The following is a 25,935-nucleotide window of genomic DNA, read 5'->3' as shown; positions in this document are numbered from 1 at the left end:
ATAGCGTTGCATCTTTTGCATTCTCTACTTTTCAGTTAATGAAAGGGATGTTTCTTTTATCCCTTCAAATTCATTTAATAGGTACTTAGCTATCTTTTCAACTGCGGGGAAGTCTACTATTTCCTCATGTGATCCAGGGACAGAATACTTATTTACTCTTCCATTTAATAAAGGTCCCCAATCTGTAAACAACTCTTTTCCTTCCTCAGCACTAAAGTAGATAACTTCTCCAAAGTATGGTATTAAATCATGCTCTGCCATTAAGTTCAGGCATTTCCTATGAGCATTGATAACTTGCTTCAAATTCATAAGATCTGCATCAGGCGGGAGTACTCCCTCCATAATTAGTCGCTCTACAAGCATATCTTGTTCATGGAAGAGGCCTTCCCCCTGCTCAGTAAGATCTCTAGGAATGAAATGTTCAGATATATATGAGAGCATATCCTCACTCGTTTTATAGTCCTGCTTTGAAGGTACTTTAGTATCCATTAGTATCAACAACTCAACTTCCTCACCTTGATTCTTTAGTACAGTTGCGATTTCATAAGCAATTGCACCGCCTAAAGACCATCCTCCAAGACGATATGGGCCTTCTGGCTGAACACGTTTGATTTCTTCAATGTAAAGTTGAATTAGTTCCGGCAAGGTCAATTCATCAATTTCTCCCTTTTCTATAAGAGGATTCTGTAAACCATAAAATGAACAATGGTTCTTAAGTAATCTTGCTAGTTGAATGTAACAAAATACATTCCCCATAAACGGATGAACACAGAAGAAAGGGCTTTTTTCTGATTCTTGTAGTGGAACTAGCGCTGCTACTGATTTCGTCATATCATGCTTATCACGAATAAGGCATGCGATTCCTTCCAATGTTGGATTCTTAATCAATGTAGACACCTTAATCTCTTTTCCAAACTTCTCCTTAATTTTTGAAACTAATTTAATTACAAGGAGAGAGTGTCCTCCTCTATTAAAGAAATCATCATTTACATAGACATCTTCTATCTGTAACACATCCTGCCAGATTTTAATCAACTGATATTCAATTTCATCCCTTGGAATGATTGGTGTAGAGAAGTTATTTTCTCTATGAATAGTTAAATTGTTCAATGCCTTTCGATCAACTTTGCCATTCGTTGTAAGAGGAATCTCGTCTACCTTAATAAAGTGTGCGGGAACCATATAATTTGGTACTTGTGTCTTGAGATACTCACGCCACTCATGCATACTACCATCTCCAACTACATAAGCAACCAATCTCTGCTCTCCTAATTTATCCTCTGTTACCAAAACTACTGCTTCTTTTACCAGTGGATGCCTCTCTATACTCGCTTCAATCTCTTCAAGCTCAATACGAAAGCCCCTAATTTTTACTTGATTATCAATTCTTCTCAAGTAATCTAAATTACCATCAGGTAAATAACGAACCAAATCTCCCGTACGATATAAACGCTCTTCTTCATTAAATGGATGACGGATGAATCGCTCTGCTGTTAATTCTGGGCGATTCAAGTATCCTCTCGCTATACCTGCACCCCCAATGTATAGCTCACCTGTTACACCAACTGGAACAGGTAACAAATTTTTATCCAATACATAAGTTTGAACGTTCGGCAACGGACGTCCAATTGTTACTCTCTTACTATCTTTTTTGATATGATAGCATGTTGCATCAACCGTACATTCTGTAGGACCGTATACGTTATAAAAATCAATCTTTTCAGTCTCTACTAGCTGTTCCCATAATGACGGCATGATTGCTTCACCACCGACCAATATCTTGCTTGGTACATGAACATCAGCACTTATTTCTAGCAATCCTCCATCTATTAGTAATTGAAGTAATGAAGGTGTCATATCAAACATTTCCAATTTATTCTCCCTAATATAGGACACAAATTGTTCTGGATTAGTGCGAACTTCACTTGGAATAATATATAAACTTGAACCATAAAGCAGCATTTGTAATTGCTGAATAGATACATCAAAGGCAATTGATGCATTCAAACCAACGCGCATATTACTAGGTATCTCATGTGAGAAAACTTCTTTTTGTAAACCATATGATAGGTTTATTACAGAATGATGCTGTACTAAAGCCCCCTTTGGATTCCCTGTCGAACCAGAAGTGTAGATAACATACGCTAAGTTTTCCCCTGTTACCTCACATATTGGTGAAAGTTTGCTTTCTTGAGAAAGCATCGCTTGGTCCCTATCTAGGCAAACTGTCTTAATGTCTTTAGGTATCCAGCCTAGTAATACTTCATTTGTAACTAACACTTTAATTCCTGTGTCTTCTACAATATATTGTAGGCGGCTTTCCGGATTCGATGGATCTAATGGAACATAGGCTGCTCCAGCCTTCCAAATTCCCATGAGACCAACAACCATCTCAACTGAACGCTCAAAGCAAAGGCCAACTAATGACTCTGTCCCAATTCCACATTTCTGTAAATGATGGGCTAATTGATTAGCTCTTTCATTCAGCTCTCGATATGTTAGTTGCTGTTTTTCATCTACCACTGCCAACGCGTCAGGCGTACGATTTACTTGCTCTTCGAATAGTTGATGGATTGCATTCTCACGTGGATAGGATATAGTATTATTATTCCATTCTTCCAATAGCTTTCTTTGTTCAGCTTCCGTAATATATACTAGCTCCGATAGATTTTGATCAATGTTTTTGAGCATTTGCATTAACACTTGGTGTAAATGACCCAGCATTCGTTCAATGGTTACTCTATTAAACTTACTACGGTCATACATTAACTTTAACGATAACTGGATTCCTGGAACTACAGCTAACCCTAATGGGTAGTGGGTTTGTTCTACCCCTTCCAATTCACCAATTTCCAGATTTTCTGAAGACTCCTCTTTCACTGGATAATTTTCAAACACATATAAACTATTGAACAGCGGTATTCCTCTAGGAACTTCACTCCACCCCTGAATCTCTGTCAAAGAAGCATACTCATATTGTCTTCTTTCTATCTCTTCCTCTTGTATCTTCTGCAACCAATCTATTAATTTTATATCATCCACCAATTGAATTCGCGTCGGTGACGTTGTAATGAAAGGACCTACGATGTTTTCAACATCAATAATCTCCGTAGAACGCCCTGAGCTTGTTACACCAAAAACAATGTCATTTTCTCCACTATATCGGCTCATGAGATATGCCCATGCACCTTGAATTACTGTACTCAAAGTAAGTTTATTGCGTTTCGCCCATCCTTGTAACGCTTGAGTCTGCTCTTCTGATAAATACGTAACCTTCTCTGTGTAACCTTTTTCTTCCTCTTTACTTTCTAAGCCCAGCAAAGTTGGCGCAGTAAAACCTTTTAGCTTCTCTCTCCAGAATTGTTCCGCCTGCTCCTTATCTTGCTCTCTTAACCATTGGATATATTTCTTATATGGTGAGGACTTAGGTAACTTCACAGCTTCTCCATTCATTCTCTTCTGATAGACTGTAAGTAATTCATTAAATACTAATGGTAAACTCCATCCATCCAGTAAAATATGGTGATGGGTCCAAACAATCCGATATTCTTCCTCACCTTCTTGAATGACTGTTACCCGCATCAATGGTGCTTCATCAAATTGGAAGGCTTGTTTTCGATCTAATGCCAAAAAGACTTTTCTTTTTTCCTCTATCTCTTCACTTGTCATTGTACGCCAGTCTTCTTTGTTCACTTTAAATGGGATATTTTCATACACCACTTGTACAGGTTCTTCAATTTCGTCCCATACAAATGCTGTACGAAAAATTTCATGCCGCTGAATTATAGATTTCCACGCCTGCTCAAATGTAGGAATATTCATTTTTCCTCGAATCATAAAACTCAATTGCACTATATACGGTGCAACATGTTCATCCCCTTGGTCATGCAATGTGTGGAAAATCATACCTTCTTGCAAAGGTGATAGTGGATATAAATCAGTAATCTGATTGTTCTTTCCGCGATGCATTTTGTTTAGTACATTTGTCAAACCTTCTTGGCTAAGATTAGCCATTGCAAAATCCGAAATGGTCAGTGCAGATTCTCTATCTGAAAATTGAATCAATGTACTCAGTTGATATAGCATATTCTGTGCAATACTTTGAATCGTTGATTTGGCAAATTGTCCAACATTGTATACCCAAGTGAACTGAAGTTTTCCATCCGTTACAACCCCAATTACATCAATTACATGCGATCGCTTGGAACCGGCTGCATGATCTAAACGCTTAAATTCGTTCTCCGGAATAAACATTGCATCGCTAGAAAACATTTGGTCAAATTGTCCAAGATAGTTAAAACTAATAGACGGTGTATATTGGGAGCTTAATTGCTCACACATTGTTGCGTTCATGTAACGCAACACCCCATAATCAACACCCTTATTAGGAATTTTGCGAACTTGTTCTTTAACTGCTTTTAATGCTTCAATTGGCGTATTAGCACTAGTAATATTTAAATGAACTGGGTAAATACTTGTAAACCATCCCACAGTTCTCGATAAATCAACATCTTCAATAATCTCTTCTCGACCATGTCCCTCTAAATCTACGCTCAATATCGGCTGCCCCGTACATGCTGCCGTAGCTTGTACTAATGCTGCTAATAATACTTCATTGATTTGGACACGGTGAGTGCTTAAAGTCTCTTGCAATAACATACGGGTCTCATTCTCATTTAACACCACAGTAATTTCCTCAGTTACTGCGCTTACTGGATTACTTATAATACCATCTACCGGCAATTTAACTACGTCTTGTTCAGCCTGCTCCTCCCAGTAATGTAGCACTTCTTTTGATAGTCCAGTTTCAGCGTAATGATGTAATTTCTCCGACCATTCTTTAAAAGATGTACTCTTCATAGGTAATTGAATTTTCTGCTCTTGGACTACTTGCGTATATGCTGTTTGCAAATCTTCCAATAAAATTCGCCAAGAAACACCATCCACGGCTAAATGATGAATTGTCCAAAATAATCGGCCAGCGTGCTCACCTTCATCAAAATACACCATTCTCATTAGCGGACCATCATGTAAATTCAAACTTTCTTGTGCAACATTAATCTCTTTTTGAATAACCTGATGCCAATCAGCTTCCGGCACTTCGTCTAATGAAATGACAGTAAGCATCAATTGTTCTTCTATTCCTTCATTCCACTGTTTCCAAACTCCATTAGGTAAACGTTCATATCTTAAACGCAGAGCATCATGATGAAGTAGAAGGTTACCTGCCGCCTTTTCCAGTGATCCTATGTCCAATTTCTCTTTCGTTCTAAAGAACATGGATTGATTCCAATGATGTGGGTTAGGATGATTTTGTGCAAAAAACCTTTGCTGAATAGGTGTAAGTATCGTCTCTCCAGTTATAATTCCCTGTTCAGCTTGTACACCTTGTTCCTCTTTGACTACTTGCGCCAACTCAGCAATCGTTTGGTGTTCAAATATTTGTTTTGGTGTCAATTGTAAACCAACTTGCTTCGCGCGCGAGACAATCTGAATGCTAAGAATTGAATCTCCACCAGTTTCAAAGAAGTTATCATTCATACCAATACGTTTTGAACCTAGCACACGTTCCCAAATGATAGAAAGCTTATGTTCACGTTCATTTCTTGGGGCCACGTATCCTTCTTGTGTTCCTTGATAATCTGGTATAGACAGCGATTTCCGATCAATCTTTCCATTTATGGTTAGCGGTAATTCTTTCATTTCGACAAAGTAGGAAGGTATCATATGGATTGGCAGTTTTGTTTTAAGATACTCTCGCCATTCTTCTAAACTGCCTTCGCCCACTACATAAGCTACCAGCCTCTTATCTCCCGACTGATTTTCCCTAACCATTACAACTGCCTCTTTTACTAAGTAATGCTCCTGTAAGGTCGACTCAATCTCTCCAAGTTCAATTCGAAATCCTCTAATCTTCACTTGATTATCCATTCTTCCTAAGTATTCTATATTACCATCAGGAAGATATCTCACAAGATCACCCGTTCTATATAACCTCTCGTCTTCTTTGAATGGATGTGAAATAAATCGTTCGGATGTTAACTCTGGACGATTCAAGTACCCCCTTGCTAGACCTGCTCCTCCGATATAAAGTTCCCCCATCACACCAACTGGAACTGGCAACCTATTTCTATCTAATACATAAGTTTGAACGTTCGGCAACGGACGCCCAATTGTTACTCTCTTACTATCTTTTTTAATATGATAGCAGGTTGCATCAACCGTACATTCTGTAGGACCATATACATTATAAAACTCCATTTTATCAGTCTCTACTAGCTGTTCCCATAATGAAGGCATAATCGCTTCGCCACCAACCAGTACCTTACTTGGAACATGAACGCCATCGCACGTTTCTAACAATCCGACATCTAAAAGTAATTGAAGTAATGAAGGTGTTATATCAAAGATTTCTAACTTGTTCTCCCTAATATAAGCTACAAACTGCTCCGGATCACTTCGTACTTCATTCGGAATAATATACAAACTTGAACCATATAACAGCATTTGTAATTGCTGAATAGATGCATCAAAGGCAATTGACGCATTTAAACCGACATGCATGTTAGATGGTATCTCATGTTTGAAAACCTCTTTTTGTAAACCATGCGACAAGTTTAGTACAGAATGATGCTGTATCAAGACACCCTTTGGATTTCCCGTTGATCCTGAAGTATAGATAACATACGCTAAGTTTTCTCCTGTTACTTCGCATTTTGGTGAAAGAATGCTTTCTTGGGAAATCATTGCTTGATCCCGATCTAGACAAACTATCTTGATTTCTTTAGGTATCCAATCTTCCAATGACTCGTTCGTAACTAATACTTGAATTCCAGTGTCCTCCAAAATATATCGTAGGCGACTTTCTGGATATGATGGGTCTAATGGAACATAGGCTGCTCCAGCCTTCCAAATCCCCATAATACTAACAACCATCTCAATTGAACGCTCAAAGCAAAGTCCAACCAATGATTCATTCCCAATTCCGCATTGCTGAAGATAGTGGGCCAATTGATTAGCTTTTTCATTCAGCTCTCGATACGTTAACTGCTGTTTTTCATCTACCACTGCCACCGCATCAGGTGTACGATTTACTTGCTCTTCAAACAGTTGATGAATTGTACTTTCCTGTGGATATGCTACAGCACCATTATTCCACTCTTCCAACTGTTTTTGCTGTAATCCTGATAATATAGGCAACTTAGCTAATGATTTATCAGGATTCTCTACGATTACATTCAACCAGTTCCCAAAATGTTCAGCCATGGATTCAATAGTTAAGCTGTCAAATAAATCAGTTCTATAAACAAAAGTAAGTAATAAACCCTCTTCCACTTCTGCAGCAGTTAAACTTAAATCAAACTTAGCGATCGGAGCATTACTTTCCATTACTTCTATATTTCTTCCATGTAGTTCTGGTAGCTTCTGTCCCGTATTTTGCAAAGTAAACATGGTTTGGAAAATCGGAGAATGGCTTGTATTTCGTTCAGGTTGGATAACCTCTACAATTTTCTCAAACGGAACATCTTGATACTCATACGCCTTCAATGCTTTTATCCGTACTTGAGATAACAACTCTTGAAATGCCGGTGCATTACTTAAATCAGCTCGATAAACCAAGGTGTTGACAAAGAAACCAATCAGCCCCTCAATTTCTCGATAATTTCGATTTGCAATTGGGCTGCCAACAATAATATCCGTTTGTCCCGTATAACGAGCAAGGAAACTTTGATACGATGCCAATAAGGTCATGAAAAGTGTGGCCCCTTCTTGACGACTTAGTTCGTTTAATTTATCCAGTAATGAGCGTGACAACAAAACATTATGAGTTAATCCATGGTGGCTTTGCACTGGCGGACGCGGACGATCCATTGGCAACATTAAGACTGGTAACTCACCAGATAATTCTTCCTTCCAATATGCAAGTTGTTGATATAGTACTTCATCTTTCAACCAGTCTCTTTGCCACTGAGCAAAATCGGCATATTGAACTGGTAGTGGTTCCAGCTCTGCTTGTTTTTCACCAATCGCATTCTCATAAAATGCCATCCATTCTTGAAGCAAGATTTCCATCGACCACCCATCCGAGATAATATGATGCATATTACACAGAAGAACCCATTCTTCTTCTGAAATTCTTATGAGTTTCCCACGGAATAATGGCCCTTGTTCTAAATCAAATGGAGATTCGACTTCAGTTTGAATCCATTGCTCCAACTTTCTTTCTCGCTCCTCTAATGAAAGCTTAGTTAAGTCCATTTGTAGAAGCGGACGGAAAACGTACGGTTGAATCTGCTGCACAGGATGGCCATCCTCTTCATAAAATACAGTCCGCAAAGATTCATGACGCTCTATCAACTGATTCCATCCCAACTCCAATGCCTCAGGTAACCAATTCCCTGTAAGCCGGCATACCATCGGCATATTATAAAGTGCACTATTAGGTGCAAATTGATCAATAAACCATAAGCGCTGTTGGGCATAAGACAGTGGAATATTTCCCCCTCGTTCCATCGGCATCAATGGTGGAATTTCTCGTTTTTCGCTCCCCTTACGTAACTGATCTATTCGTTTCGATAATGCCTCGACCGTTGAATATTCGAACAGTTCACGTACTGGCAATTTGATTTGAAAGACTTCCTGTAAGCGTGAGACCACTTGTGTAGCAAGTAGAGAGTGACCACCGAGCTCAAAGAAAGAATCCTGAACATCAATGTCTCTTATTCCTAGCACTTGACTCCACACTGAAGCAATAAGTTCTTCCAGCGGAGTTCTTGGGTATACAGTATTTTCAGCGAATTGTTCACTAAGTATAGGCAATGCCTTCAAATCAAGTTTTCCATTCGGTGTAAGTGGTAAAAATTCCATCTCAATAAAGTTTGTTGGAACCATGTAATTAGGTAAATGTGTTTGTAGATGTTCTCGCCATTCATGGACACTTCCTTCACCAACTACATAAGCTACTAATCTCTTATCACCTTGATTATCCTCTCGCACCAATACAACAGCTTCTTTCACAGAAGAATGCGCCTGCAAAACAGCTTCTATTTCTCCCAATTCAATCCGGAAACCACGAATTTTCACTTGGTCATCTATACGTCCATGGAACTGGAGATTACCATCAGAAAGATAACTTGCTTTGTCTCCTGTATAATAGAGACGTTCTCCTGACTTGAAAGGATGTGGAATAAATTTTTCCTTTGTAAGATCCGGACGATTAGCATATCCACGTGCAAGACTCTTCCCTCCGATATAGAGATCTCCAATTACACCAATTGGTACTAGCTGAAGATGAGAATCTAACACATAAACTTCTGTATTCGCAATCGGTCGACCAATCGATGGCGTACCTGTTGTCACTCCTACAGGTACATAACAATCTGTGGTAACAACGGTATTCTCCGATGGACCATACTGATTAATTACCGCAAAAGGAATATCGTTAGATGGATACTGCGTTAATTGATCCCCACCAGTAATGATAAAACGAAGATCCGTTTTATCTGGCCAAGATAATTTCAAGAGTCTTTCCAGAATAGGCGTAGGTGCAAAGCTAGCTGTTATTCGTGAATCAATGAGCCAGTCCCTTAGTGCTTCTGGATTAATTCTCAGTTCCTCTGTTGACAAGTAGAGTGCTGCGCCAGCAGTTAGATACGGCCAGATCTCCTGGACAGCCGAATCAAAAGCAACCCCTGCAATCTGAGTCGCACGATCCTCTGCTGAAATATGATAAACTTCCTGATGCCAAGAAACCATATTCATTAATGAGCGATATTCAACCATTACACCCTTCGGTTTTCCTGTAGAACCAGAGGTATAAACAATATAGGCTAAGTTCTCTGGATTTATTTGACGTGTAGGTGCGATTACGCTTTCCACCGTTAATTCTTCTAACCTCACCATTTCGACGTGTGCGAAATGTCCTTCTTGTCCTTCCGCCGTCACTACAAATTGAATTCCTGCATCTTCAATCATGTATTCTAACCTTGATTTTGGATACAACGGATCTAAAACGACATAAGCTCCACCAGCTTTTAAAATGCCTAGTAAACTTACCATCAGCTCAGCTGACCTCGGAAGATAAACCCCTACCACTGACTCTGGGGCTACTCCCTTTCGCTGTAAAACATTTGCCAACTGATTTGCTTGTGTATCCAATTCACCATAAGTCCACTGTTTTGTTTGATCAACTATCGCAATCGCATCAGGACGCCTTGCTACTTGCTCCTCAACTTTGTCGCAAATAAGACCCTGATGAGACATTTCCATTACAGTGTCATTCCATGTTTCTAATAACAAAGTACGCTCGGTTTCTGATAGCATGCTCAGGTCATGCAACGGATTTTGTGGGTGATGAGAAACTTCATGTAGCCATTTCTCAAAGTGTCCTGCCATCCGTTCAATAGTAGTAGCATTGAATAAATCCTTATTGTACTCAAAAGTAAAAAGTAATCCCTCTTCCGTCTCAACTGCCATTACACTTAAATCAAACTTTGCAATTGGACTATGGCTTTCTATCATTTCAATACTTCTACTCGATAACACCGGTAACTCTTGTTTCATATTTTGCAAGATGAACATAGTCTGGAAGATTGGCGAATGACTTGTACTTCGCTCCGGTTGCACAACTTCTACAATTTTTTCAAATGGAATATCTTGATATTCATACGCCTTCAATGCCTTTTGACGAACCTGATACAGTACATCTTGAAATGTCGGTCTACCACTCAAATTAGCTCGATAAACTAGCGTGTTAACGAAGAAACCAATTAGTCCTTCAATTTCTCTATAATTCCGATTCGCAATTGGGCTTCCGACCAGAATATCTTCTTGTCCCGTATAACGAGATAGAAAACTTTGATATGCAGCTAAAAGCGTCATGAAGAGCGTAGCCCCTTCTTTTCGACTAAGTTCATTCAATTTATCATGTAGCGTGCTTGGCAGAACCAGAGTGTATGTCGACCCGTGATGAGTTTGTATTGCGGGACGCGGGCGATCCACAGGAAGTTGGAGTACAGGAAGCTCCCCAGACAATTCTTCCCTCCAATATTGGAGTTGTTGATCAAGCACCTCCTCCTTTAGCCATCCTTTTTGCCACTGAGCAAAGTCGGCATATTGAACCGGTAATGGTTCAAGTTCCGCTACCTTTCCATTCGTTGCTTTCTCATAAAATGCCATCCATTCTTCAAGTAGGATTCCCATTGACCATCCATCTGAAATGATATGATGTAGAGTACAAAGGAGTATCCATTCTTCCTCTCCCACGTGCAAAATACTTGTCCTGATTAATGGACCCTCTGTTAAATCAAATGGCACTTCTGTTTCTTGTTGAATTAAACGTTTAACTTCTTCTTCTTGATCTTCAGAAGAAAGCATAGTTAAATCCGTTTTCGGAATTGATTGAAAAGCATACGGTTCAATTTGCTGTACGGGTTGACCATTCACTTCTTGAAAGACCGTCCGCAGTGATTCATGACGTTCTATTAGTTGATTCCATCCCGTTTCCAATGCTTCAAGTAGCCAATTCCCTGTAAGACGGCATACCATTGGCATATTGTAAAGGGCACTATTAGGTGTAAATTGATCAATAAACCATAAACGTTGTTGGGCATAAGATAGTGGAATAGCTTCTCCTCGTTTCATTGGTATTAGTGGCGGAATCTCTCGTTTTTTATCTCCTTTACGTAACTGTTCTAATCGCTTTGCCAGTGACTCCACCGTTGTATATTCAAATAGTTCACGTACTGGTAATTCGATTTGAAAAATTCCCTGTAAACGTGACACTACTTGAGTAGCTAGTAGTGAATGACCACCGATTTCAAAAAAGGAATCCTGAACACTAATATTTTTCATTCCTAACACTTGGCTCCAAACGGAAACGATGAGCTCCTCCACTGGTGTTCGTGATGAAGTAATATCTTCACTTATGAACTGTTCTTCTAATTCCAATAATGCTTTCCGATTCACTTTACCATTTGGAGTGAGTGGCATACCTTCAATTTGGAAAAAGTATGCCGGAACCATATAATGTGGTAATTGCTTCTTAAGATATTCACGCCACTCTCCAGTATCCCCTTCCCCCACTACATAAGCTACTAACTGCTTATCTCCTGGTCGATCTTCCTTCACCAACACGACTGCCTCTTTTACAGATGAGTGATCATGTAAAGCTGCTTCAATTTCTCCCAATTCAATTCGGAATCCTCTAATTTTAACTTGGTTATCTATTCTTCCAATATATTCTAAGTTACGATCATTCATATATCTCACCAAGTCACCCGTTCGATATAATCGTTCCCCGTCCTTAAAAGGATGCGGAATAAAACGTTCAGTAGTTAAATCCGGTCGATTGAAGTAGCCACGTGCCAATCCTACTCCTCCAAGGTAAAGTTCCCCTGCCACACCAATCGGGACCACTTGTTGATATTGATCTAACACATACAACTCTGTATTATCAATCGGACGACCAATCGGAATAATCATTGCTTCTTTTTCTAAATCACAATCGTAATAAGTCACATCCACAGTCGCTTCAGTAGGACCATACAAGTTAATTAACTTTGTTTGCTGAACATTGTAAAAGATCCCCTTAAACCGGCGAACATGCTCAGTGTTTAACGCTTCTCCACTAGTAAAAACTTGAATTAAAGACGATACATCCCTTTTCGAATTATATAGTTCCATATAATCTAAGAAAGTAGATAACATCGACGGAACAAAGTGCATGGTGGACACGCGATATCGTTCAATATACTCCTCAATCACCGCAGGATCTTTCTCTCCTCCTGGTGGAAGTAAACAAACACGTGCTCCTACAAATGACCACCAAAATAATTCCCAGACAGAAACATCGAACGAAAACGGTGTCTTTTGTAGGATTGTATCCTCCTCGGACAATGGGTATTTTTTCTGCATCCACTGTAGGCGGTTGATAACGGAATGATGTTCAATCATTACCCCCTTTGGATTTCCCGTCGAACCCGAAGTGTATATAATATAGGCTAAGTTATTTGCTGTTACTCCACTTACCGGAGCTAAATTACTCTCTTTAGAAATCATCACTTGATCCCGGTCTAAACAAATTGCTTGAATATCTTTAGGTAACCAGTCCTGTAGTGCCCCTTTTGTTAACAGCACTTGAATTTGTGAATTCTCCAAAATATATCTCAGGCGGTTTTCAGGATAACTTGGGTCCAGTGGGACATAAGCCCCACCTGCCTTCAAAATCCCAAAGAGACCGATAATCATATCAGGAGAACGTTCAATACATATACCAACCAATGATTCAGGTCCGATACCTCGTTTTTGTAGAAAATGTGCCAATTGATTCGATTTTTCATTTAGTTCTTGATACGTTAGCTTTCCACCCTCATAAACTACCGCCACTGCATCAGGTGTCCGTGCAACTTGCTGCTCAAATAGCTCATGAATCATACAATCATGACCATAAACTACGTCCGTATCATTCCATTCTTCTAGGAGTTGTTTTTGCTCAGTATCCGATAACATTGACAGCTTTGTATATGATTCATCTGGATGATACGTGATTTCATTTAGCCAGTTCTCAAAATGTCCTGCCATACGTGCAATGGTACTACTATCAAATAAATCCGTGTTGTATTCAAATGAGACGAATAGACCTTCTTCCACTTCATAGGCAGTTAAGCTCAAATCAAATTTAGCAATAGACATATTACTTTCTACCATTTCAATACTTCTATCAGGCAAATCTAGTCGTTCTTGTTTTATATTCTGTAGCGTAAACATGGTCTGAAATATAGGGGAATGACTCATGCTTCGTTCAGGTTGCACAGCTTCTACCACTTTTTCAAATGGTATATCTTGATATTCGTAAGCTTTTAACGCCTTTTTCTTTGTTTGGTTCAAAATCTCCCGAAAAGTAGGGGTGCCACTCAAATCTGATCGATAAACCAACGTATTAACAAAGAAACCAATTAATCCTTCTACTCCCTTATGGTTCCGATTTGCAATCGGGCTACCAACTAGAATATCTTTTTGTCCCGTATAACGAGCAAGAAAGCTCTGGTATGCGGCCATTAAAGTCATAAATAAAGTAGATCCTTCTTGTCGACTTATATCCTTCAATTGACTGAGCAATTTATAAGGAAAAATCACATGATGCGCAGCCCCAGAGTAAGTCTGCTTAACCGGTCGAGGTCGATCCACTGGCAGTTGTAAGATAGGAAGCTCACCAGACAATTCTTTCTGCCAATACGTAAGCTGACGATTTAGCACATCACCTTGCAACCACTCCTTTTGCCACTTCGCAAAGTCTGCATATTGAATAGATAATGAACTTAATTTAGCAGGATTTCCGCCCGTTTCTTCTTCATAGAAAGCAAGGAATTCATTCATGAATATACCAATGGACCAAGCATCAGAAATAATATGATGCATCGTACACAGTAATAACCATTCATCCTTCTCTAATTGAACAAGCTGATTACGAATTAAAGGACCATTCATTAAATCAAATGGTTCTTGCGCTTCTCTCGCAATTAAACTATCTACCTCTTTTTCTTTTACTTCTAGAGGAAGTTGAGAGTAATCCCTTACAGGTAATGCTCTAGGAAGGAATTCGACAATTTGTTGCACAGGCTGTTCTCCTATTTCTTTAAAAACAGTTCGTAATGATTCATGACGTTCAATGAGTCGATTGAATCCCTTCTCTAATGCTTCAGGTATCCAATTTCCTTTTAGATGCCATACTGTTGGAATATTATATAAAGAACTGTTTGGGTTAAATCTGTCCATAAACCACAAACGTTGTTGTGCATAAGACAACGGGAGTGCTTCTTTATTCTCCTTTTTTTGCATTTGCTTCTGAAGCCATGCTCTCTTCTCAGGAGAAAGTGAACTCAGCTTTGCAAGTAAATCACTTCTCATTTTTTTACCCCTTCCTCAATCAAATTACTCTCAAATATCCCTTGTGCTTCTTCCTCTGATAACTCTTCTAATTGCTTAAGCAGTTCCAGTAATTCTTCATCATTACTCACTTCTGCTTCTTTTTGAATATAATCTTGAAGGCTTACATTCTCCTTACTATCATTCTGCATTTCTTGATTTTTGTTATCGAGCAATTGATCAATCTGTTCTGCCAATTGCTGCACCGTATGAAACATAAATAAATCATGCAATGGTATCTCGATTCCAAAAGCCTCTTTAAGATTAGAAACGGCTTGCGTAGCAAGTAATGAATGTCCACCAATTTCAAAAAACGAATCTTGAATTCCGATGTTTTCCATGCCTAAAACTTCATGCCATATCGAAACAATTGTTTTTTCCGTAGACGTACGAGGAGCAATATAACAACTCGCTATCTCCTGCTTCTCTGGTGCTGGTAAAACCTTCCTATCAATTTTTCCATTAGGAGTGAGTGGAAATGCATTTAATCCAACAAAATAGGATGGAATCATATAATTTGGTAGTTGGTCCTTGAGATAATCACGCCACTTTTGAGCATCCCCGTCTCCTACAACATAGGCAATCAAACGTGGATCGCCAGGATAATCTTCCCGCACCATCACAATAGCTTCGTTAACTAATGTATGCTTTTGTAATACCGCTTCGATTTCTCCTAGTTCAATCCGGAACCCACGAATTTTCACCTGATGATCAATTCGTCCAACATACTCCAAATTTCCATCCGGCAAATACCTTACTAGATCTCCAGTCCGGTATACTCGCTCGTCTTCTTTAAACGGATGCGGTATAAATCGATTTTTCGTTAAGTCAGGGCGTTTTAAATATCCACGTGCTAACCCTGATCCACCAATGTACAACTCACCAACTACACCAATTGGAACCATTTTTTGTTCAGCACTCAATACATATACTTCTGTATTGAAGATTGGTTTACCAATTGGTGGTACCCTATGCATGACACCCTTTTCTAATTCCATATACGTGGAATACGTAGTATCTTCAGACGGTCCATATAAGTTGAACACCTTCTCAATCGTACTTCTCTCGTATAAATCTTGAACAAGCGGATATGGTAACGGTTCTCCAGCCAAATTCATTACCTTTACTGAAGAAGGAATTGTTTTTGCTCGAACCAGTTCCTTTGCTGCCGATGGCACAGTATTAACCAAAGTCACACCTTTGGTAGACAACTTGTCTAGATGTAGAGCATTTTCAGCGACAATCACCTTACCACCCATCGTTAAGGGAACAAATACTTCAAAAACGGATAAATCAAAAGATAGTGAAGTTGAAGCTAATACTCCCGCTAATTCCTTTCGAGAATACGTATGATGCGCCCAATGAATCATTGTTACTGTATTCCTGTGCTCAATCATTACTCCCTTTGGATTTCCAGTGGAACCTGAAGTATAGATAATATAGGCTAAGTTATCGCCCGTCACTTCACTCGTGCATACCGTAGTAACTTCTTGTTCTATTTCTGCTCGATTACGATCAATACAAATGACGTTGACGAATGTAGGTATAACCATTTTTTGTTGTAACTTTTCCTGTGTCACCAGTACCTTTATTTGAGCATCTTCTAAAATGTACTGCAGTCGACTTTCCGGATACGCTGGATCAATTGGGACATATGCTCCTCCCGCCTTCATAATTCCTAAGAGACCGACAATCATCTCGGATGAACGTGTAACGCAAATCCCAACCAATGTTTCGCATGTTACACCATTTTTTTGTAAATAATGTGCCAACTGATTCGAGCGTTCGTCCAACTCTCGATATGTTAGTTCTTCATCTTCGCACACTACTGCAATTGCTTCTGGTGTTTTTTCCACTTGTTCTTCAAACATTGTATGGATCGTGCTATCTTCTATATCTATAACGGCTGATTCATTCCATTCCACTAGTAGTTGCTTATATTCCACTTTCGATAACATATTCAATTCTGATAATAAACATTTTGGATAAGAGGCAATTTGATTTAGCCAATGTTCAAAATGATTTACCATACGTTCAATGGTTGTATCATTAAACAAATCAGTATTATATTCAAAGGTTAGTGATAATCCTTCTTCCGTCTCAGAAGCAAATAAACTCAAATCAAATTTGGCAACAGAAACATGGCTTTCCATGAGTTCCATTTGTCTTTCAGATAGCTGAAGAAACTCTTGTTTCGTATTCTGTAAAGTAAACATAGTTTGGAATATTGGTGAATGACTTGTATTCCGTTCAGGTTTTACGGATTCTACCACTTTCTCAAATGGGATGTCCTGATACTCGTATGCTTTTAGTGCTTTTTTTCTTATCTGCGATAAAAGTTCTTGGAACGTCGGATTTTCACTGAAATCAGCTCGATAAACTAACGTGTTTGCAAAAAATCCTATTAATCCCTCAATCTCTTTCACATTTCGATTAGCGATTGGGCTTCCAACTATAATGTCGTCCTGTCCTGTATAACGAGAAAGGAAGCTTTGATACGCTGCCATCAATGTCATAAATAAAGTGCATCCTTCTTGCAAACTTAAATCTTTGAGCTTTTCCTGTAAGGAATTCGCCACTATTAAGGACTGACTTGCACCACGATGGGTTTGAACTGCAGGTCGAGGACGATCCATCGGTAGTTGTAAAACCGGTAGTTCCCCAGACAATTCTTCCTTCCAATATTGAAGGTGCTGATTCAAATTCTCTTCTTTTTGCCATTCCTTCTGCCACATAACAAAATCTGCATATTGGATAGATAACTCCTTCAATTCTGCCGGTTTGCCGCTTAATGCGCCTTCATAAAAAGCCATCCATTCTTCAAGTAAGATTCCCATTGACCATCCATCTGAAATAATATGATGCATCGTACAAATGAGAATCCATTCTTCCTTGTCCACTTTCAATATTCGTGTTCGAATTAGAGGACCTTGTCCAAAATGAAATGGTTCCTCCGCCTCGTTTTGAATGAGCCGTTTCATTTCTCTTTCCCTATCTTCCAAAGAAAGATCTGTTAGATTCGTTTGAGGAATATGTCTGAATACATGAGATTGAACTTGTTGAAAAGGTTCACCCTCTTGTTCTAGAATTATCGTCCTTAATGATTCATGACGCTCCAACAATTGATTCCATCCGGCCTCCAATGCTTCAATTGACCATTCACCTGTTAAGCGACACGCTGCATGGATATTGTACATAGCACTATTTGGCATTAATTGATCAATAAACCATAGACGTTTCTGCGCATAGGAAAGTGGGATAATTTCTTCTCGTGTCATAGGTACAAGGGGAGCAACCTCTCGTTTTTTATCTTCTTTTCGTAACTGATCCACCCGTTTTGCCAATGCTTCCACTGTATCGTGCTTGAAAAGTTCACGTAATGGAATTTTAATTTGGAACAGTTCTTGCAATCGAGAGACAATTTGAGTAGCAAGTAGTGAGTGCCCACCACGTTCAAAGAAGGAATCCTGAATGCCAATATTTTCTGTTCCTAACACTTGACTCCAAACCGAGGCGATAAGCTCTTCCGATGGCGTCCGAGGTAGCACATTTAAATCTTCAATAGCTTGCTCATCAGGTGCTGGCAAGGCCTTTCGGTCAATTTTCCCATTTGGAGTAAGCGGGAAGTGTTCTAACTCTATAAAGTGCGCTGGAATCATATGATTCGGTAATTGTTTTTGTAAATACTCTCTCCACTCCTCGGTATTTCCATCGCTTATTACATATGCAACCAATCGTTGATCACCTGGACGATCTTCTCTAACTAATACGACAGCCTCTTTAATAAACGAACATTTTTCTAAAGTCGCTTCAATTTCTCCTAATTCAATCCTAAAACCACGCATTTTGACTTGGTGGTCCATTCTACCTATAAATTCTAAATTCCCATCAGTTAAATATCTTACTGAATCTCCTGTTCGATATAGTCGTTCCCCAAATCGATATGGATGCGAAACGAATTTTTCAGCAGTAAGATTCGGACGATTTAAGTATCCACGTGCTAAACCAGCACCACCAATATATAACTCACCCTCAATTCCTATTGATTGCAAGCGTTGATTTTGGTCTAATACATATAATTGCGTGTTCTGTATTGGCTGCCCAATAGAAACAAATTCTTGATTAGGCTGAATATCAAATGCATTCACATAAATAGTGGCTTCAGTTGGCCCATAAAAGTTGGTTAATTTCACTTGTCCACTATAATTCCATTTCTGTTGAAATCGTCTAACCAACCCTGAACTTAGTTCTTCTCCACCAGAAAATACATGGCGTACGGACGAGCAATTCATGTTCAATTCAATATGATTGAAGTGGTCTAAGAAAACAGATAACATCGAAGGTACAAATTGAACTATAGTAACCTGATGTTGTTTAATCACTTCAGCTATAATAGAAGGATCTTTTTCTCCACCTGGAGGTAGGAAAGATACACTTGCACCAACGTGAATGCCCCAAAACAATTCCCAAACAGAGACATCAAATGAGAATGGCGTTTTCTGCAAGACCACATCCTTTTCAGAAAGCGGATATTTATGTTGCATCCATTCTAGATAATTAATTACTGAATGATGCTCAATCATTACTCCCTTTGGATTCCCTGTAGATCCTGAAGTATACATAACATACGCTAAATTTTCTCCTGTTACACCACTTATACATGGGGTTGATTCTTCTTTTTCAATTGCAGTGTAATCTTTATTCATACAAATTGTTTCTATATTTTCAGATACAAACAAATTTTTAGAATTCTCTTCCGTCACTAGTACTTCGATTCCAGCATCCTCTAATATATATCGAAGTCGACTCTCTGGATAAGTAGGGTCAAGTGGAACGTACGCTGCTCCTGATTTTAGAATACCTAATAACGCTATCATCATTTGTAATGAACGTTCCATATATACCCCAACTAGAGACTCTGGGCCTACACCATGCTTTTGTAAATAATGAGCTAGCTGATTTGCACGCTTCTCCAACTCTTTATAGGTAATTTGTTCATTTTCGTAACTAGCCGCGATTGCTTCCGGTGTTTTTTTAACTTGCTCCTCAAACATCGTATGAATCATGCCTTCAGCCGAATAATTAAATTGAGTATGATTCCATTCCTCTAGTAACTGTATTTGTTCTTCTTCTGTTAAATGAGTAATTTCAAATAGTTTTGAATCTAGGCTCTTCGTCATCTGAATTAATATTTGCAATAAGTGATTCTGAATCCGATTTATTGCTTCTTCATTAAAATAGCTTCGATCATACATCAACTTTAAAGTAATTTTCTTACCGGGCATTACAATGAGTGTTAAAGGATAATTTGTTTGTTCCGTGCTTGTAACATCTAGTAATCTTAAATCATCATTTCTCTCACCTTGAATTGGATAATTTTCAAACACATACAAGGTATGAAATAAGGAGCAATTTCGCGGAACCTCACTCCAGCCTTGAATATCTATCAACGAATTATACTCATACTGTCTTCGTTCCATTTCTTTCATTTGTATTTTACGAAGCCAATCTACTACTGATGTATTATCCGTTAATCGAATTCTGGTAGGTAATGTGTTAATAAATAGCCCCACCATATTCTCTGCTCCTATTAAATCAGTAGGACGTCCAGCGCTAGTTACGCCAAATACGACGTCACTGTCACCGCTATACCTACTCATCAAATAAGCCCATGCACCTTGTACTAACGTATTCAACGTTAATCGACTATTTCGTACCCACTCTTGTAAACTCTCAGTAAGTTCCTCAGATACTTGATAAGCACATTCTCCATAACCCTTCTCTTGTCCTTGATCCTTTCTTTCCATTGCTAATGGAGTAGGTGCATAGAACCCTTTTAATTCTTCTTTCCAAAATTCCTCTGCTTGACTTTGATCTTGTTTATTTATCCATTGAATATATTTTTTATAAGGAAGAGATTTAGGGAAATTCAACAATTCTCCCTTTATCATCTTGAGATAAACTTCCATCACTTCACTAAAGACCAATGACACACTCCATCCATCTAGCAAAATATGATGATGTGTCCAAATAATTCTCGTTTTCTCTTTTGCTTCTTTAATCGCAGTGACTCTCATCAATGGTGCTTCATCCAATAAAAATCCTTTTCTACGATCTACATTCAAAAACTGTTTTAATTTCTTCGCCCTTTCCTCATGTGGATGGGTGCTCCAATCCTCTTGATGAATAGTAAAAGGAAGACGTTGGTAAACCGCTTGTAGTGGCTTTTCTACTTCCTCCCATACAAATACTGAACGTAAAACCTCATGTCGATTAATAACATATTCCCAAGCCTTTTCAAAAGTATCAACATCCAATTGCCCCCCGAGCAAGAAACCTACTTGTACAATATAGGAAAAAGAATGTTCATCATCTTGATCGTATAAAGTATGAAACAGTATTCCTTTTTGCAAAGGTGATAAACCATATATATCAATAACGTCTCCCATTTTTACACCCTCTTCTTTGTTAATTTAAGTAATACTTTGCTCAAGCTTTCTTCCGTAAGATCCTCTGCATCAGCAAAATCTGATACCGTAAAAGCAGACTCTGTTGTTGGTTTATTTATAAGGTGACGAAGATGCCTCAACATACCATCTGCTATCACTTGAATTTTTAATTTAGAAAACTGTTCCCTACTATACATCCAAATAAAATGTAACTTTTCATCTTTCACCATTCCGATAACATCAATTAGATGAGATGGTTTGGAATCTGGAGCATGATCTAAAAATGTAAATCCTGTCTCTTGCATAAACAAAGAGTCCCTTGAAAACACCTGATCAAATTGGCCCAAATAGTTAAAGCTTATTGAAGGCTTTTGCTGATAAAACGGAAGTAATCCTTTATTCAAGTAACGTAAAATACCATAGTCAACTCCGCGATTTGGGATTCGACGCAATTGCTCTTTGACTGCCTTTAACCCTTCAATAGGTGTCTGAGTTCCTTGAAAATTGAGATGAACGGGATAAATACTCGTGAACCAGCCCACTGTCCTTGATAAATCAATACCTTCAATCATCTCTTCTCTTCCGTGTCCTTCTAGATGAATAGAAACGGTTTGCTGATTTGTACAATCGACGATAGCTTGTCCTAATGCCGTTAATAGTACCTCATCAATCCTTGTCTTATGAGTGACTAGAACTTCGTGAAACAATGCTTGTGTTTCTTCTATTCCTAAAGTCCTCGTTACTTGATCAATCGATTCTTCTGTCGTTCCTTGTATTGGATAGTCCATTGGAATTTTCATCGTTTCTTTTTCTACTTGTTCATTCCAATAATTTTGTATTTCTTTTAAAATACCCGAATTACTGTACGTCTGGAGTCGTTCAGACCACTCTTTAAAAGATGTACTTTTCGCAGGTAAGCGAATTTCTTGACCTTGTTTCATCTGGTTATATACCACCTGTAAATCTTCCAATAGAATCCTCCATGACACTCCATCTACTACTAAATGATGTATCACCCAGAATATTCGATCATTTTCAGTCAAGTTATCTTCAAAGTACACTACTTTCATTAACGGACCAGTAATTAAATTGAAACTAGCTTGATTAATGTTCATCTCTTCTTGTATTATTTTATTCCACTCTTTTTCATTAACTTGATTCCGTTTTACAACATGGAGTACTGACAGCTCATCAGTCCCTTCATTTCTCTGCCTCCACGTTCCGTTTGGTAACTGTTCGTACCGGAAACGTAAAGCATCATGATGTTTCAGTAAATTTAATATCGCTCCCTCTAGTAACTTCACATCCAATCTTTCTTTTACTCTTAAAAGCATTGATTGATTCCAATGCTCTGGATGTGCATGTTCTTGCTCGAAGAACCAGCACTGAATTGGAGTAAGAGGCACATCACCTATCACAATTCCCTGCTCCGCTTGTACTCCCTGCGTTTCTATAGCCACTTGTGCCAACTCAGCGATAGTTGGGCATTCAAACATTTGCTTTGGAGTAAGTTTTAACCCCACTTGACTTGCTTGAGATATGATTTGAATACTGAGAATCGAGTCGCCACCAATTTCAAAGAAATTATCATAGATTCCCACCTTTTTAACACCTAATACTCTCTTCCAAATGGTAGTTAGTATCTGTTCGTTACTATTCCGAGGGCCAACACATTCACTATTAATCTGCTTTTCCTCCGGCATAGGTAAGGCCTCACGATCAACTTTACCGTTAGCTGTAAGTGGAATAGCTTCCATCGCCACAAATCCCGAAGGAACCATATAACTTGGTAGTTTCGCTTTAAGATACTCTCTCCACGCATCTACATTTCCATCTCCTACAACATATGCTACTAATCGTTTATCGCCTGGCTGATCTTCTCTTACAATTACAACTGCCTCTTTTACATATGCATATGTATGTAAAGTAGACTCAATTTCCCCAATCTCAATTCGGAAACCACGTATTTTAACCTGATGATCAATTCTTCCACGATAATCTAGATTCCCATCTGGCAAATACCTCGCTAAGTCTCCTGTCCGGTATAATCTTGCTTTCAGATCACTACTAAATGGATGAGATATAAAACGCTCTGCTGTTAATTCAGGTCTATTTAAATACCCACGTGCAAGCCCCGCCCCGCCAATATAAAGTTCACCATCAACACCTATAGGAACAGGTTGTTGATAAGCGTCTAGTATATACACTTCTAAATCGGGAATCCGCTTTCCAATATTACTTCTTGAAGCATGCTGCACATCATCTAAAGTAATTGGATAATATGTAACATGAACTGTGGTTTCTGTAATTCCATACATATTAATTAACTGTGGGTTTTTCTCCCCATACCTTTGAAACCACGGTAACAAGCTAGTAGGTTCTAACGCTTCTCCGCCAAATATGACATAACGCAGCTGCAAATTTTTATTCTTATCTTCTTGTTCACACACTTGTATTAATTGTCGAAATGCGGAAGGTGTCTGATTTAGAACTGTGACTTCTTCCTCCACCAATAATTGATAAAAATCCTTAGGTGATCGACTAATCCAGTACGGAACAACAACTAATTTCCCACCATATAATAACGCTCCCCAAATTTCCCATACTGAGAAATCAAATGCATACGAATGAAAAAGCGTCCAAGTATCTTTTTCATTAAACTGATACCAACAATCCGTCGATTTAAATAACCGAATGACATTGTGATGCTCTATCATAACGCCCTTTGGATTTCCCGTTGATCCCGAAGTATAGATTACATATGCCAGATTTTGGGGACCGACACTAGAAACCGGCAAAGTCTTACTTTCTTTCCCAATCTCATCTTGATCACGATCCAGGCAAATCGACTCAACATTTTCTGGTAACCAGTTCAATTCTTTTAAACTTTCTTGCGTTACGAATAACTGAATGCTAGCATCTTCTAAAATATATTGAAGTCGTTGCTCTGGATATGTTGGATCAAGTGGGACATAAGCCCCACCAGCCTTCAAAATCCCTAAAATACCTACAATCATCTCGTGGGAACGTTCAACGCACAGTCCAACTAAAGTATCAGGTCCTACTCCTTTTTTCTGCAGATAATGAGCTAACTGGTTTGCACGTTCATTAAGCTCCTTATAAGTAATTTTTTCTTTTTCATACGTAACTGCAATAGCATTTGGATAAATCATCGCTTGCCGTTCGAACATTTCATGAATAGTTACTTGAGATGGGAAATCCAGCTTAGGATTGTTGAACTCAACTAAACTTCTTCTTTTATCTTCATCAGAAATGATTTCGATTTCAGCTACCTTCTGCTTTGGTTTTTCAAAAGTGTTTTCCATTATCGCTAACATCACGTTAAAAAAACGTTTTATCTCTTCCTTAGAAAATAGCTCCTCACGATAATCAATATGTACATGTAAAGAGTCAATATCAATTAGATTTTCAATATGCACTGCAAAATCTTGCACCTCTTCATGGTTTGGAATCCATAGTGAGTCACCACTTTCATCACGATCCCTATAATCAATCGTAGTTCCGAAAAGTCTCACATTACTATTATTCTCTTTATTAATCTGCTTTAATAACAAATCAAATGGATATTTCTGGTGTCTCAATAATTTGCTTTGTTTTCTGGATACCCTACTAATAAATGAAAGTACTTCTTCTTCCGGATCAATATCCATTCTTAAAGGAACTGTACTCACCATCATTCCAATCAATTTTCGCTCCATTTTAGTCATACGATTGCCGTAAGCCATTCCTAAACCAATATCAAGCGATGAGGTCCACCGATACATGGACAACGAGAAAGCAGCAACAAAAAAAGTGTATAAACTAATTTTGTAATCTTCAGAAAATTTCTCTATCTTTCTCTTCAAATGCTCCGTTAATATAAACGTCTCACGTGATGCCTTGGTACTAACTTGGTACGTATTATAAGGCTTCAATCCAGTCGCAGATGGCAGTGTTTTAAATTCCTCTAACCAGAATTTTTGATCTTTTTGAAAACGACTACTATTCAAATATGTTTGTTCATTAGTCAGAAATTGAACATATGAATTTTTAATTTCGCCTTCCTCATTCTCGTTATGCATGTCATAATAATATTTTGCAATCTGCTCAGTAAATATTTGAATTGATAAACCATCCATAATAATATGATGAACATTTCCAAAGACTGCACATTCATTATCGTTTAATTTTATTAAAGCGAAATAGTATAAATTTGAATTAAATAATGTAAACGTTTCTTTTGTTTTCTGCTCAATCCATTCCTCAAGCAAATTTGTATTCTCCACATTACTGAAATCAAAAAACTCAAATTCTTGTTCTTCATGTTTAATAAAATATTGTTTCGGTTCCTGATGCTCATTTTCTTTTAACCTAATGCACAGACCGTCATTTTCACTGATAACGCGATTCACAACTTGGTTTAATTTTGAATAATTCATTTTCCGATGAAGTTTAAATAAAAATCTTAAATTACATATTCCTTTATCAGAATGAATAACTTCTGTATACCATATTCTTCGCTGCGGATGGCTTAATGGATAACATTCCTCATTGGTCATAA

General features: G+C 38.4%; 3 protein-coding genes. All 3 read right to left on the bottom strand.

Features of this window, described 5'->3' with window-relative positions:
• Nucleotides 1-24: 24 nt before the first annotated feature.
• From NST86_RS12650 to NST86_RS12640, 3 genes are read right to left on the bottom strand one after another with little or no spacing between them, the layout of a single operon-like run.
• Entirely contained in the window at nucleotides 25-14,907 is a 14,883-nt protein-coding gene (locus NST86_RS12650) for a non-ribosomal peptide synthetase (protein WP_227593171.1), read from the bottom strand.
• The gene (locus NST86_RS12645) at nucleotides 14,904-21,374 is read right to left on the bottom strand and encodes a non-ribosomal peptide synthetase (protein ID WP_061664169.1); all 6,471 of its coding nucleotides are present in this window, start codon (nucleotides 21,372-21,374) and stop codon (nucleotides 14,904-14,906) included. Before NST86_RS12645 ends, NST86_RS12650 begins: the two co-directional genes overlap by 4 nt.
• A gap of 2 nt (nucleotides 21,375-21,376) precedes the next feature.
• Entirely contained in the window at nucleotides 21,377-25,933 is a 4,557-nt protein-coding gene (locus NST86_RS12640) for a non-ribosomal peptide synthetase (RefSeq protein ID WP_227593172.1), read from the bottom strand.
• Nucleotides 25,934-25,935: the final 2 nt, after the last annotated feature.

The organism is Bacillus sp. FSL L8-0199 (assembly GCF_038005705.1).
Lineage (GTDB): Bacteria > Bacillota > Bacilli > Bacillales > Bacillaceae_G > Bacillus_A > Bacillus_A cereus.
This window is presented reverse-complemented; position numbering and strand designations above follow the sequence as displayed.

Bases quoted from the DNA above. Each gene is read 5' to 3' on its own strand.
- NST86_RS12650 (WP_227593171.1), bottom strand. From the start codon at position 14,907: ATGAGAAGTGATTTACTTGCAAAGCTGAGTTCACTTTCTCCTGAGAAG.
- NST86_RS12645 (WP_061664169.1), bottom strand. From the start codon at position 21,374: ATGGGAGACGTTATTGATATATATGGTTTATCACCTTTGCAAAAAGGA.
- NST86_RS12640 (WP_227593172.1), bottom strand. From the start codon at position 25,933: ATGACCAATGAGGAATGTTATCCATTAAGCCATCCGCAGCGAAGAATA.